The sequence below is a fragment of the Streptomyces sp. NPDC059003 genome, assembly GCF_042740445.1.
Taxonomy (GTDB): Bacteria; Actinomycetota; Actinomycetes; order Streptomycetales; family Streptomycetaceae; genus Streptomyces.
This window is the reverse complement of sequence record NZ_JBHYJH010000011.1, coordinates 17,412-31,188: the sequence shown is the minus strand read 5'-3', so window position 1 is coordinate 31,188 and position 13,777 is coordinate 17,412. Positions and strand designations below refer to the sequence as shown.

Sequence of the window (13,777 nt, the reverse complement as noted above, 5' to 3'; positions counted from 1 at the left end):
GCTTACGCGAAGTGGAACTCCGCCGGGTCGGGGCCGATCCTGCGGTCCTCGTTCAGCGCGCTGATCGCCGCCATGTCCTCCGGGTCGAGCTCGAAGTCGAACACCGTGATGTTCTCCTTGATGCGGGACGGGGTCACCGACTTGGGGATGACCACGTTCCCCAGCTGGAGGTGCCAGCGCAGGACGACCTGTGCCGGGGTGCGCCCGTGCTTCTGGGCGATCGCGACGATCGCGGGGACCTCGAGGAGGCCCTTGCCCTGGCCGAGCGGAGACCAGGCCTCGGTGGCGATGCCCTGCTCCGCGTGGTACTCGCGGGCCGCGCGCTGCTGGAGGTGGGGGTGCAGCTCGATCTGGTTGACGGCGGGGATCACCGACGTCGCGTCGATGAGGCGCTCCAGGTGCTCCGGCAGGAAGTTGGAGACGCCGATGGACTTGGCGCGGCCGTCGGCGAGGATCTTCTCGAAGGCCTTGTACGTGTCGACGTAGGTGTCCTTGTTCGGCATCGGCCAGTGGATCAGGTACAGGTCGACGTAGTCGAGGCCGAGCTTGCCGAGGGAGGTGTCGAACGCCTGGAGCGTGGCGTCGTACCCCTGCGCGTTGTTCCAGAGCTTCGTCGTGACGAAGAGCTCCTCGCGGGCGATGCCGGAGGAGGCGATGGCCTTGCCCGTGCCCTCCTCGTTCGCGTAGACGGCCGCCGTGTCGATGCTGCGGTACCCGGACTCCAGCGCCGTCGCCACCGCCCGCTCCGCCTCGTCGTCCGGCACCTGCCAGACGCCGTAGCCGAGCTGCGGCATCTCGATGCCGTTGTTCAGGATGATCGGGGGGACCTTGCTCACGAGCTCTCGATCCTTAACGTCGTCGGGTGATACGTCCATCGTCAACGATCAGGGGCCCGGCCGCATTCCTGGTGAAGATCCAGGCCGCGCGAGCCCCCAGAATGGCCAGATATAGCTCCGACCTTATCGGTCCGAACCATTGACCGCGTCCCATCATGCCGCGACTCTGTTGCACGTCACTGAACGCAGGCCATCCATGTGAACACCCTACGCCCCCTGGCGGACGCCTGCCTCAGCGGCTCCTGAACCCCCACTTTTTCAGGAAGGCAGGGACGCCCAGATGAACACCCACGAGCAGGAGACGTCGGAGCTCACCTCCGACGGGAGTGCTTCCACGGCCTGGCAGACCCCCGAGTACACGGTCGTCGAGACCTCGCTGGAGGTCACCGCGTACCGCCTCGCCGACCGGTAGCGACGTCCGATGCTGCTGCAGGTGCTCGGCACCGCGGCGGGCGGCGGACTGCCCCAGTGGAACTGCGCGTGCCCCGGCTGCACCGGGGCGCGCGCCCACCCCGGGCGGCGCCGTCGGCACGCCTCGCTCGCGGTCCGCGCGGGCACGGACCGCTGGTACCTCGTCAACGCGACCCCCGACCTCGGCGAGCAGATCGAGGCCTGCCCCGAACTGCTGCCCCCCACCGGCGCCGACGCGCGCCGCTCACCGCTCGCCGGCGTCGTCCTCACCGACGCCGAACTCGACCACACCCTCGGCATCGCCCGCCTGCGCGAGGCCCGCGACGGCGTGGACGTCCTCGCGACGGCACCGGTGCGGGACGCCGTCCGCGAACGGCTCGGCCTCGCGGCCGTCCTCGCCCCGTACACCTCGATCCGCTGGCGCGAACTCACGGAGGCGGGCGCGCCGCTGGACGACGGCTCCGCGCTGTCGGTGAGCGCGGTTCCGGTTTCGGCCAAACGGCCGCGGTACGCCGCCGGGGCCGCACCCGAGGCGCCCACCTGGTCCGTCGCCCTGCGCCTGCGCGACACGGGCACCGGCCGCACCCTCCTCTACGCCCCCGCCCTCGCCGTCTGGTCCGACGCCTTCGACGCCGCCGCCCGCGCGGCCGACGTCGTGATCGTCGACGGGACCTTCTGGGACGACGACGAACCCCGGCGTGCCGGGTTCTCCCGGAAGACCGCCACCGGCATGGGTCATCTGCCCGTCACCGGCCCCGGCGGCACCGCCCAGCGGCTCGCCCGCCTCCCCGGCCGGGCCCTGTACACGCATCTGAACAACACCAACCCACTCGGGGACCCGCACGCCGAGCAGCACAAGCAGCTCGCTGAGTGGGGGCTCGAAGTCGCCGCGGACCGGATGGTGATCGAGCTGTGAGCATGACCGTCATGACCCCCACGCCCCCCACGCCCCCCACGCCCCCCACGCCCACTGTGCCCGGCGAGACGCCCGACGGGACGCCCGACGAGCGCGCCCCCTGGAGCGCCGACGAGCTCACCGACCGCCTGCGCGCCGTCTCCGCCGCCCGCTACCACGACCGCCACCCCTTCAACGTACGCATGCACGAAGGCGCCCTGACCCGCGAGGAGCTGCGCCGCTGGATCGCCAACCGCTTCCACTACCAGCGCCACATCCCCGTCAAGGACGCCCTGATCCTCGCGAAGTTCGACGACCCCGCGCTGCGCCGGGGCTGGGTGCGCCGCATCAGGGACCACGACGGGGAGCGCGACGGCGAGGGCGGCATCGAGCGGTGGCTGCGGCTCGGCGAGGCGGCGGGCATCGCCCGCGAGGAGCTGCGGGACGCCTCCCGGGTGCTGCCGGGCGTGCGGCTCGCCGTCGACGGTTACGTCAACTTCTGCCGCCTGAGGCCCGCGCTCGACGCCGTCGCCGCCTCGCTCACCGAGCTCTCCGCGCCGGACCTGATGCGCACGCGCATCGCCGCGTTCGAGCGGCACTATCCGTGGATCGACCCGGAAGGCCTCACCTACTTCCGTGGCCGCGTCGCGCAGGGCGGCCGGGACGGGCAGGAGGCCCTCGGCCTCGTCCGAGCCTGGGCCAGGACCCGCGCGCAGCAGGAGCGGGCCGTCGCCGCGCTCTCCTTCAAGTGCGACGTGCTGTGGTCGCTGCTCGACGCCGTGGACCGAGGCACGGACCAGGGTGCGGGCCAAGGTGCGGACAGGGGTGCGGACCAAGGTGCGGACAGGGGTGCGTGCCAAGGAGCCGATCAGGGTGCGGATCAGAGCGCGGGCGGTGCGGCGTCATGAGCGATCTCGTACGGCTCGACTGGCGGCCCGCGCTCCACCGGTCCGTGCTGCTCCGGCACGACCGGGTGCGCGGGGTGGACCTGCTGGTGCTGCCGGAGCGCGTCGTGGTGCTGCGGGGCGCGGCCGGCAGCATCGTGGCGCTGTGCGACGGCGAGCGCGACGTGGACGCCATCGTGGCGGAGCTCGCGCGGCGGCACCCGGGCGCACCGGTCGCCGTCGAAGTCCCGGTGTTCCTGGAGCAGTTGCGCGAGGAAGGGTGGCTGCGGTGACCGGGGACGGCGGCCCGCCGACGGGGCGGGGGCCCGCGCCGCCCTGGGCGCTGCTCGCCGAGCTCACCCACGGCTGCCCGCTGCGCTGCGCCTATTGCTCCAACCCCGTCAAACTGGTTGGTCGGTCAGTGGAGCTGACCGCCGACGAGTGGGCCGACGTGCTGCGGCAGGCCGCCGACCTCGGCGTCGTGCAGACCCATCTGTCCGGTGGCGAACCGCTGCTCCGAAGGGACCTGCCAGGGATCGTCGCGGCCGCCGACGGCGCCGGGATCCACACGCAGCTGGTGACGAGCGGCGTCGGCCTCTCCGAGGCGCGCCTTGCCTCGCTCGTCGACGCGGGCCTGCGCAGCGTGCAGCTCTCCGTGCAGCACGCCGACCCGGCCAAGGCTCACCTCATCGCCGGGGCAAGGGCGTTCACCGCCAAGGAGCGGGCGGCCCGCCTGGTCCGCGACGCGGGCCTGCCGCTCGGGCTCAACGCCGTGCTGCACCGCGCCAACCTGGACGCGCTCGACGCCCTGGTGGAGCTCGGCCTCGCCTGGGGCGCCGACCGGATCGAGCTCGCCAACACCCAGTTCTACGGCTGGGCCCTGCGCAACCGCGACGCGCTGCTCCCGGACCCCGACCAGGTCGCCCGCGCCCGCACCTCCGTCGAGCGCTGGCGGGCGCGGCTCGGCGGGCGCATGGAGCTGGTCTGGGTCGCCCCGGACTACGTCGACGCCACCGCCAAGCCGTGCATGGGCGGCTGGGGCGCGGTGTCCCTGACCGTCGCGCCCGACGGCACGGTGCTGCCCTGCCCGGCCGCCGCGGACCTGCTCGGCTCCGCCGCGCCGAACGTGCGGGACCACCGACTCGTGTGGATCTGGCGGGAGTCGGACGCCTTCAACCGCTACCGGGGCGAGTCCTGGATGGCGGAGCCGTGCCGCTCCTGCGAGCTGCGCGCCGTCGACTTCGGCGGCTGCCGCTGCCAGGCCTTCGCCCTCACCGGCGACGCCGCGCGCACGGACCCCGCCTGCCACCGCTCGCCCGACCACGGCCTCGTCCGCGCCCTCGTCGAGGCCGCGCACGGGCCCGCGCCCACCACGGGCGGCTACGCCTACCGCGAGGGAGGATCATGAAACGGCTGCGGATGTCCCTGCTGACGGGCGCGCTCGCCCTGACCGTGGTGGCGGGCCTTTCCGCCCCGGCCCCGGCCGCCGGGCGGACACCGGCGCCACGCGCCGCGTCGGACCGGGCGCCGGACACGGACTGGTCCGTCGCCCTGGTCGAGTCCACCATGGCCCGGCACACACCGGCGTCCATCGGCGGCTGGTCGTACCCCGTCGGGCTCTACCTCTACGGCCAGTACCTCACGTACCGACGCACGCACGACGAGCGCTACTTGACGTACATCAAGAGCTACGTCGACCGCTTCGTCGACAAGGACGGGTCCATCGGGCAGAAGTTCAACAACCTCGACAGCATGCAGGCGGGGCGGCTGCTCACGGTCCTGCACCACGAGACCGGGCAGGACCGCTACCGGATCGCCGCCGCCAAGATCCGCGCGCGCCTGAACACCTACCCGCGCACGCAGGACGGCGGTTTCTGGCACGCCGACACCGCGAGCCGCGCCCACCAGCTGTGGTCGGACGGCGTCTACATGGTGACCCCGTTCCTCGTCGAGTACGGCAAGGAGTTCGATGACGAGGCGTACACCGACCGCGAGGCCGTCGCGCAGCTGAACACCTACGCCCGCCACCTCCAGGCGGACAACGGCCTGTTCCAGCACGCGTACGACGAGTCGCGCACCGCGGCGTGGGCCGACAAGGAGACCGGGCGCGCCCCCGAGCAGTGGTGCCGCGCCATCGGCTGGTACTCCATGGCCGCCGTGAACGTCCTCGACGCCACCCCGAAGGCACAGCCCGGGCGCGCCGAACTCCTGCGCACCGTGCAGAAGCTGGCCGCGGGCATCGCGCGCGCCCAGGACCCGGCCACCGGCCGCTGGTTCCAGGTCGCGGACAAGGGCGGCAAGGAAGGGAACTGGACCGAGACGTCCTGCTCCAGCATGTTCACCTTCGCGCTCTCGCGCGCCGCCGAGCAGGGTTACGTCGCCCCGTCGTACGAGGCCGTCGCGCGGCGCGGCTACCGCGGCGTCCTGCAGAAGATCTCGCTCGGAACGGACGGGCGCACCAACCTCACCGACATCTCCATCGGCACGAACGTCGGCGACTACGCCTTCTATGTCGCCCGGCCGCGCCAGACCAATGACTTCCACGGCCTCGGCGCCTTCCTCATCATGAACGAGCAGCTGCGGAAGGCGAAGCCGGCCACCGCACAGGCCCCGGCCGACGAGTGGCGCCTTCGCTGGTCCCCGTCCGCCCGCGACGTCGGCACCCGCGCCTTCGAGACCCTGGAGGACGACCGCGCGGGCTCGCACCCGGCGGCCAAGCCGCACATCCGCGCCGACGGCGACACCTTCCGCTTCGACATGCACACCGTCGACCGCGACACCATGGACGACCGCCAGCGCCAGGAGGTCACCGGCTGCCGCAACGGCGACGCGTACCTGAAGTGGCAGAAGGGGCAGACCTGGCGGCTCACCTACCGCATGTACGTGCCGAGTTCGCTCAAGGCGACGACCTCGTTCACGCACATCATGCAGATGAAGCAGCCCGGCACCGGCAGCGCCCCGATCGTGGTGCAGTCGCTGCGCCGCGTCGGCGGCAGGCAGACCATCGAGCTGAAGATCTTCGGTGACGACATCCTGGTCGGCCGCACCGACCTGGAGCCGCTGCACGACCAGTGGACCGACGTGGACTTCCAGATCAAGATCGGTGACGGTTCGTCAGGATCCGTGCGCTGGATCCTCAAGAGCGGCGCCACGACGGTCATCGACAAGTCGAAGACGGGCGTGGACACCTTCCTCGCGGACCGTGTGCGCCCCAAGTGGGGCATCTACCGCTCCCTCGGCGACACCTCGGGCTCGCTGCAGAACACGTACATGCTCCTGACCGACATGCGGGCCTACCAGCTCGTGTGACCCCCCACCTGGAGGTATTCGTGCACGACAGCAGGAACAGCAGCCGGTTCAGAGGGCGCGTGGCCCGTCGGGTCGCCCTCGCCCCGGCCGCCGCCGTGGCGGCGGGGCTTGTGGCGTACGTCCCGCCGGTGTCCGCGGCCCCCGCGGGACCGGCCGGCGAACCCACCGGCATCAAGACCATCTCGACCGGCTGGACCATACCGTGGGGCACCGCCTGGCTGCCCGGCGGCACGTCCGCCCTGGTCACCGAGCGCGATGACTTCCGCGTGTGGTCGGTGTCGGCCGACGGCGCCACCAAGAAGCAACTGGGGAAGGTGCCCGAGTCCCAGACGACGGGCGGCGAGGGCGGCCTCATGGGCATCGCGGTCGACCCGCAGTGGGACAGCAACCACTACGTGTACGTCATGCACACCTCGTCCGAGGGCAACCGGATCGCGCGCATGACGTACGACGGCTCCTCGCTCGGCGGCTACACGGTCCTGGTCAAGGGCATCAAGAAGGCCCGCTACCACAACGGCGGCCGGCTCGCCTTCGGCCCCGACGGGTATCTGTACGCCACCACGGGCGACGCCCAGGACCGGCCGCTCGCGCAGGACAAGAACTCCCTCAACGGCAAGATCCTGCGCATGACCCGCGACGGCAGACCCGCGCCCGGCAACCCCTTCGGCACGCTCGTCTACAGCCTGGGCCACCGCAACCCGCAGGGCATCGCCTTCGACCCGCAGGGCCGCCTGTGGGAGGCCGAGCTCGGCGACGCCACCAGGGACGAGCTGAACCTGATCAAGCCCGGCGCGAACTACGGCTGGCCGACGTGCGAGGGGAACTGCAACGTCGCCGGGATGACCAACCCGAAGAAGACCTGGGGCGTCGCCGAGGCCTCACCGAGCGGTGTCGCCGTCGTCGACGGCGCGGTCTACATGGCGGCGCTCAAGGGCACACGCCTGTGGCGCATCCCCATCAACGCCGCCAACGAGAACGTCGGTACCGCCAAGGCCTACTACGTCGGCCAGTACGGTCGCCTGCGCTCGGTGACGGCCGTGCCGGGCGCCAAGAGCCTGTGGCTGTCGACGACCAACGCCGACAACAACGGCGGGCAGCCGGACGGCGCGGACAAGATCTTCCGCGTGAACATCGGCTGACACGACCCGCCCGCCCGCGCGTCAACTCCCGCAAGCCCCACACCTCGTGAAGGAGGATCATGCGACGTCTCTCTGTATTCCTGGTGGCTGGAGCACTCGCCTCAGCGGGGCTTGCGGGGGTCACCCCTGGGGCCACCGCCGTCCCGGCCCCCGCTCAACAGCAGTCCCCGGCCGCCGAGTTCAACGTCCGTGACTACGGCGCCAAGGGCGACGGCTCGAGCAACGACACGCCCGCCATCCAGAAGGCCGTCGACGCGGCCAACCGGGCGGGCGGCGGCACCGTGCGGTTCCCGGGCGGAGCCACGTACGAGTCGAAGAACACGCTGCACATGAAGAGCGACGTGACGCTCCAGCTGGACAAGGGCGCCACCCTGTCCGGCAGCGGCGCCGACGACTACGACCCGCCCGAGCCCAACGAGTGGGACGACTACCAGGACTACGGCCACAGCCACTTCCACAACGCCATGATCCACGGCGACCGGCTGAGCAACGTCGCCTTCGTCGGCGAGGGTGTCATCGACGGCGACGGCGCCCTGATCACCGGCAATCCGAAGTCCGGCGAGGCCGACAAGATCATCTCGCTGACGCGGTGCAAGGGCCTGCGCATCGGCGACGGCCTCACGCTGCGCGAGGGCGGCCACTTCGCGGCCCTCATCAACGGCTGCGACGACGTCGTCTCCGACCGGCTCACCCTCGACACGGCGATGGACCGCGACGGCTGGAACATCATCAGCACCACCGACGTCACCATCACCCGCGCCCACTTCGACGCCAACGACGACGCCCTCGCGTTCAAGAGCGACTACGCGCTCGGCGCGAAGCTGCCCAACGGGCGGGTGCGGGTGAGCGACTCGTATCTGTCGGCCGGGTGCTGCAACGCCCTGATGTTCGGCTCCGAGACGTGCGGCGACTTCACCGACTACCGCTTCGAGCGGATCAGGATCGAGGGCTCCGACAAGTCCGGGCTCGGCATGGTGTCCATGGACGGAGCGAAGATCTCCGACGTGCACTACAAGGACATCACCATGACCGGGGTCCGCTCGCCGGTCATGCAGAAGATCGGCAACCGCAAGCGCTGCGGCAACAACCCGGGCGTCGGCTCGATCAGCAACATCACGTACACGAACATCCAGGCCACCGGCGCAAGCCCGGCCTTCTCGCCGACCCTGTGGGGCGAGTCGGGCTCCAGCCGCATCCGTGACGTGACCTTCACCAACGTCGACATCACGGTCCCCGGCGGCAACGGCACCATGTCCACCGACGTGCCGAGCAACACCTCCACCGACTACAACCCGAAGAGCATCGGCACGCGGCCCGCGTACGGCTGGTACCTGCGCCGGGCCGACCGGGTCACGTTCGTCGACAGCGAGGTGCGGTTCGCGGGGAACGACGGGCGGCCCGCCGTCATCGCCAACAACAGCACCGGCATCCGCTTCGAGCGGTACACCGCGCAGCGCGGCTCCAACAGCCCCGCCGACCTGATCTTCCAGTCGACGAACGGCTACTGCGTCAAGGACAGCGCCAACACGAGCGGCGGCGCCCTGCGCGTCACCCAGACCGGGTCCACCCAGAACTGCGGCGCCCGCCCGGCGGGCGGGCCCCAGGGGTAGACGGCCCCCAGGGAGGCGGCCCTCAGGGAGGCGGCCCTCAGGGGTAGAGCGCCTCGACCTCCGTCGCGTACGCCTGCTCGATCGCCTTGCGCTTCAGCTTCAGGGACGGCGTGAGCAGCCCGTGCTCCTCGGTGAACTGATGGGCGAGTATCCGGAACGTGCGGATCGACTCGGCCTGCGAGACCAGGGTGTTGGCGGCCACCACGGCCCGCCGCACCTCGGTCTCCAGGTCGGGGTCGTGCACAAGGTCGGCGGGCGTCATCGGCGGCTTGCGGCGCATGGCGAGCCAGTGTTCGACGGCCTCGGCGTCCAGCGTGACGAGCGCCGCGATGTACGGCCGGTCGTTGCCGACGACCAGGCACTGCGCGACCAGCGGGTGGTCGCGCACCCGCTCCTCCAGCTGTGCGGGGGACACGCTCTTGCCGCCGGAGGTCACCAGGATCTCCTTCTTGCGCCCGGTGATCGTGAGATAGCCGTCCTCGTCGAGGGCGCCCAGGTCACCGGTGGCGAGCCAGCCGTCGTGCAGGGCCGCGTCGGTGGCCTTCTTGTCGTTGAGGTAGCCCTGGAAGACATGGCCGCCGCGCAGCCAGACCTCGCCGTCGTCCGCGATGTGCACGGTCGTGCCGGGGATGGCCTGGCCGACCGTGCCGTAGCGGGTGCGCTCGGGCGGGTTGGCGGTCGCGGCGGCCGTCGACTCGGTGAGGCCGTACCCCTCGAAGACGGTGACGCCCGCGCCCGCGAAGAACAGGCCGAGCCGCCGGTCCATGCCGGACCCGCCCGACATCGCGTGCCGCACCCGGCCGCCCATCGCCTCGCGGACCTTGGCGTAGACGAGCTTGTCGAAGACCTGGTGCTGCATGCGCAGGGCCGCGGACGGTCCTGGCCCGGTGCCGAAGGCCTTGGCCTCCATCGCGTCGGCGTACTTCACCGCCGCCTCCACGGCCTTGTCGAACGCGCCCGCCCTGCCCTCGCGTTCGGCCTTGCGCCGGGCCGCGTTGAAGACCTTCTCGAAGATGTACGGCACGGCCAGGATGAACGTCGGCCTGAACGCCGCGAGGTCCGGGAGCAGTGCCGCCGCGCTCAGGCTCGGCTGATGGCCGAGCTTGACCCGGCCGCGCACCGCCGCGACCTGCACCATGCGCCCGAAGACGTGCGCGAGCGGCAGGAAGAGCAGGGTGGCCGCCTCGTCGCCGCGCTTGGAGTGGAAGACCGGCTCCCAGCGCTCGACCATGGTGTCCACCTCGAACATGAAGTTCGCGTGGGTGAGCACACAGCCCTTGGGGCGGCCCGTGGTGCCCGAGGTGTAGATGACGGTGGCGACCGAGTCGGGCGTGACGGCGCGGCGGTGCCGGTGCACGACCTCCTCGTCCAGCTCCCGGCCCGCGTCCATGAGTTCGCGCACCGCGTCGCCGTCCAGCTGCCACAGGCGGCGAAGCAGCGGCAGCCGGTCGACGACCGAGCCGATCGTCATGGCGTGGTCCTCGTGCTCGACCATCGCCGCCGTGACCTGCGCGTCGTGCAGCATCCAGAAGACCTGCTCGGCCGACGACGTCGGGTAGACCGGGACGACCTGCGCGCCCACCGTCCACAGCGCGAAGTCGAACAGCGTCCACTCGTAGCGGGTGCGGCACATGATGGCGACCCGGTCCCCGAACCGCACGCCCTGCGCGAGCAGCCCCTTGGCGAGCGCGAGGACCTCGTCGCGGAACTCCGCGGACGTGACGTCGCGCCAGCCGCCGTCCCCCTCGTCCGCCTTGCGGGCGAGCACGACACGGACCGGATCCTCAAGGGCATGATCGAAGACGGCGTCGGCAAGGCCGCCCACCCTCGGAGCCGACGCCAGGGGAGGGTTCGTGAACTCGCGCAATGGTGCTCCTTGTGGCGCTCCGCACAGCGCCGGTGACGGTACCCCACCCCAGTCCCGTGCGGGAGGGGGGTGACAAGCGCCGGAAACGGCACGATCGTCACAGGTCAGCGGGTGAAATGCGGCCACAAGGGCAGAGGCCGGACAGATTCCTGACGGATGAGTAAGTTTCGGTGCGGTAATCTCCACCGAATCTGTACGCGGGGGTTACGCCCCGATCCGCTCCTCCTGGGCAGGTGTGGGTGCCTTGGCGGCCATGGACGGCGTCTGACCTGCGACGGCCGTCCGCTTGGTCCGGACCATGACCAGGACCACGACGCCCGCGGCCAGCCCCACGGCGCCCGCCGTGAGCGCCGCGGCGTTCAGGCCGGACGCGAAGGCGTCGCGCACGGCGTGCTCGGAGAAGGCTCCCCGCAGCGCGCCCGCGCCGCCGCCCGCCGCGGTGTGCGCCGCGTCGTGGCCGAGCGAGTCCTGCATGCGGGAGGTCAGGACCGTGCCGAACACGGCGACGCCGAGCGCGTAGCCGAGCTGCCGGAACGTGTTGACCGCCCCGCCCGCCATGCCCGCGTTCGCCGGGGGCACCGCCGCCAGGGCCGCGCCCGCGAGGCTCGGCGCCACCAGGCCCGCGCCCACGCCCGTGACCGTGAGCCCCGGAATCAGCGCGGGCCACGACGAGCCGGCGTCGAGCACCGCGAGCGCGAGCCCGCCCCCGCCGATCAGGAGCAGCCCGCCCCCGATCACGTACCGCGCGGGCGCGCCGTGCAGCAGGCGGCCGCTGACCGCCGCGACGACGAAGGAGATCCCGGCGAGCGGAAGCAGCGCGAGGCTGCCCCGCACCGCGCTCATCCCGAGGACCGTCTGCAGCCAGATCGAGACGTACGGCAGCAGCCCGAACGCGGCCGCGTTGTAGCCGATCGCGCCGACGAGCACCCCCGTGAAGGCGGGCTTGCGCAGCAGCCGCAGATCCAGGAGCGGGTGCGCGACGCGCCGCTCGACGGCCACGAAGGCGACGAGCGCGAGCGCCGCGACCGCGAAGGTGACGACGGTCGCCGCCGACCCCCAGCCCACCGACCCGGCCCGCACCACGCCGTACGTCACCGCGCCCGCGAACAGCGCGAACGCCGCCGTACCGGCCCAGTCGACGCGGCGCCCCGCCGTCCCCTTCGACTCCGGGAGCAGACGCAGCGTCAGCCACACCGCGGCCACGCTCACCGGCAGGTTCACGAAGAAGATCCAGCGCCAGCCGGGCCCCTCGGTGAGCAGTCCGCCGACGATCGGCCCGAGCGCGGCGGCGGCCCCGCTCACCGCGCCCCACACGCCGAGCGCGACCGAGCGGTCCTTGCCCTGGTAGGCGGCGCCGAGCAGCGGCAGCGTCGTCGCGAACATCGCGGCGGCCCCGAGCCCCTGGGCGGCCCGCGCCGCCACCAGGAGCTCCGCGTCCGCCGCGAGGGCGCAGCCGAGCGAGGCGAGCGCGAAGACGACGGTCCCCGCGATCTGCACGCGGCGCCTGCCGACGACGTCGGCTGCGGCGCCGACGCCGAGCAGCAGCGCGGCGAGCGCCAGCGCGTAGCCGTCGATGACCCACTGCAGATCGCTCAGCGAGGCGTCGAGCGCCCCCGCCATGTCGGGCAGCGCCACGACCACGATCGTCACGTCGAGCAACAGCATGAACGTGCCCAAGCACACCGCGATGAGCGGTCCCCATTTACGCATCGCCGAACTCCTCGTACTCCATGTGTGACAGGTGAAGATGCCCTCGTACGATGAGGCGATGCCGGACGAAACCGTGAGCCAGCTCCGGTGGATCGCCGGAAACCGACCTTGAGGGGGAGCTTCGCGGTGGAATCCCACAACCTGAATCAGCGGGACGCCTGGGACGACCTCGACCTCCAGCTGGTGCACGCCCTGGAGGTCGACGGCCGCGCCCCCTTCAGCCGTCTCGCGGCGGTCCTCGGCGTCTCCGACCAGACCGTCGCCCGCCGCTACCGCAGGCTGCACGCCGAGGCCGGGCTGCGGATCGTCGCCGTCCGCGAGCGCGAGGGCCAGTGGCTGCTCCGCCTGCGCTGCACCCCCGACAGCGCCGAGGCCATCGCCTCCGCCCTGGCCCGGCGGCCGGACACCGCGTGGATCCACATCACGTCGGCGAGCACGGAGGTGGTGTGCATGACGCTCCCGCGCGAGCCCGTCGACTACGAGGAGCTGATGTTCGGCAAGCTCCTGCGCACCCCGCACATCGTCGAGATCCGCGCGCACCAGCTCCTGCACCGCTTCTTCGGCGGGCGCACCGGCTGGATCGGCAAGCACGGGCCGCTCACGCCCGACCAGGTCGCCGCGCTCACGCCCGTCCGCCCGGACGGGCCGCCGCCCGCCGAGCCCGTACGGATCACGCCCGAGGACGAGCCGCTGATCGCCGCGCTGCGGTCCGACGGCCGCGCCACCTACCCGGAGCTGAAGCGCGCCACCGGCCGCTCCGAGTCCGCGGTCAAGCGCCGCCTGGCCTAGCTGCTCGACTCCGGCGTGCTCTACCTCGACACCGAGTACGACACCGAGCACTTCGGCTTCGGCACGGCCACGATGCTGTGGATCACCGTGGCACCGCGGCTCCTGCGCGCGGTCGGCGAGGCGATGGCGGGCCATCCGGAGATCGCCCACGTCTCGGCGACGACCGGCCCCTCCAACCTCATGGCGAGCGTCATGACCCGTGACACGGAGGAGCTCTTCGTATACCTGAGCGACAAGCTCGGCGCCTTGGAGGGCGTGCAACATGTGGAGGCAGCGCCGTTGCTGCGCCGCTATAAGCAGCTCACGTATCAGCGCCCACCAAGATAG

11 protein-coding genes and 1 pseudogene are annotated in these 13,777 nt (G+C 71.8%); 9 read left to right on the top strand and 3 right to left on the bottom strand.

The window, feature by feature from the left end; all coding sequences use genetic code 11:
• Positions 1-2 precede the first annotated feature (2 nt).
• Positions 3-875, bottom strand: coding sequence for an aldo/keto reductase (locus tag ACFWZ5_RS07620; protein WP_384890521.1), 873 nt, complete (start codon positions 873-875; stop codon positions 3-5).
• 241 nt (positions 876-1,116) lie between these two features.
• Here ACFWZ5_RS07620 and pqqA point away from each other — a divergent pair, with 241 nt between their 5' ends.
• From pqqA to ACFWZ5_RS07580, 8 genes are read left to right on the top strand one after another with little or no spacing between them, the layout of a single operon-like run.
• Entirely contained in the window at positions 1,117-1,248 is a 132-nt protein-coding gene (pqqA, locus tag ACFWZ5_RS07615) for a pyrroloquinoline quinone precursor peptide PqqA (protein ID WP_384793272.1), read from the top strand.
• Positions 1,249-1,257: 9 nt separating this feature from the next.
• Positions 1,258-2,163, top strand: a complete 906-nt coding sequence (pqqB, locus tag ACFWZ5_RS07610; protein ID WP_384793275.1) for a pyrroloquinoline quinone biosynthesis protein PqqB — start codon at positions 1,258-1,260, stop codon at positions 2,161-2,163.
• Between the two features lie 11 nt (positions 2,164-2,174).
• Positions 2,175-3,050 (top strand): pyrroloquinoline-quinone synthase PqqC, encoded by an 876-nt coding sequence (gene pqqC / locus ACFWZ5_RS07605; RefSeq protein WP_384890519.1) that lies wholly within the window; start codon positions 2,175-2,177, stop codon positions 3,048-3,050.
• Positions 3,047-3,319 carry a pyrroloquinoline quinone biosynthesis peptide chaperone PqqD gene (gene pqqD / locus ACFWZ5_RS07600; protein ID WP_384793281.1) on the top strand — a complete coding sequence of 91 codons (273 nt, stop codon included), beginning with the start codon at positions 3,047-3,049 and terminating at the stop codon, positions 3,317-3,319. The genes pqqC and pqqD overlap by 4 nt, the downstream gene beginning before the upstream one ends.
• Positions 3,316-4,434 (top strand): pyrroloquinoline quinone biosynthesis protein PqqE, encoded by a 1,119-nt coding sequence (pqqE, locus tag ACFWZ5_RS07595; protein ID WP_384793284.1) that lies wholly within the window; start codon positions 3,316-3,318, stop codon positions 4,432-4,434. The genes pqqD and pqqE overlap by 4 nt, the downstream gene beginning before the upstream one ends.
• Complete coding sequence (locus tag ACFWZ5_RS07590; RefSeq protein ID WP_384890517.1) at positions 4,431-6,335, top strand: glycoside hydrolase family 105 protein; 1,905 nt, start codon at positions 4,431-4,433, stop codon at positions 6,333-6,335. Before pqqE ends, ACFWZ5_RS07590 begins: the two co-directional genes overlap by 4 nt.
• 20 nt (positions 6,336-6,355) lie before the next feature.
• Positions 6,356-7,474 (top strand): PQQ-dependent sugar dehydrogenase, encoded by a 1,119-nt coding sequence (locus ACFWZ5_RS07585; protein ID WP_384793287.1) that lies wholly within the window; start codon positions 6,356-6,358, stop codon positions 7,472-7,474.
• 59 nt (positions 7,475-7,533) lie between these two features.
• Entirely contained in the window at positions 7,534-9,084 is a 1,551-nt protein-coding gene (locus tag ACFWZ5_RS07580; protein ID WP_384793290.1) for a glycoside hydrolase family 28 protein, read from the top strand.
• A gap of 37 nt (positions 9,085-9,121) precedes the next feature.
• Here the strand turns inward: ACFWZ5_RS07580 and ACFWZ5_RS07575 are convergent, their stop codons facing one another.
• Together ACFWZ5_RS07575 and ACFWZ5_RS07570 are read right to left on the bottom strand one after the other, a co-directional pair.
• The gene (locus ACFWZ5_RS07575; RefSeq protein WP_384793293.1) at positions 9,122-10,951 is read right to left on the bottom strand and encodes an AMP-dependent synthetase/ligase; all 1,830 of its coding nucleotides are present in this window, start codon (positions 10,949-10,951) and stop codon (positions 9,122-9,124) included.
• A 204-nt stretch (positions 10,952-11,155) separates the two neighbouring features.
• A complete protein-coding gene (locus ACFWZ5_RS07570; RefSeq protein ID WP_384793296.1) occupies positions 11,156-12,661 on the bottom strand; it encodes an MFS transporter in 1,506 nt (501 codons plus the stop codon).
• Positions 12,662-12,802: 141 nt separating this feature from the next.
• Between ACFWZ5_RS07570 and ACFWZ5_RS07565 the strand changes: the two are divergent.
• Positions 12,803-13,777 (top strand): annotated as a pseudogene (locus ACFWZ5_RS07565) (Lrp/AsnC family transcriptional regulator).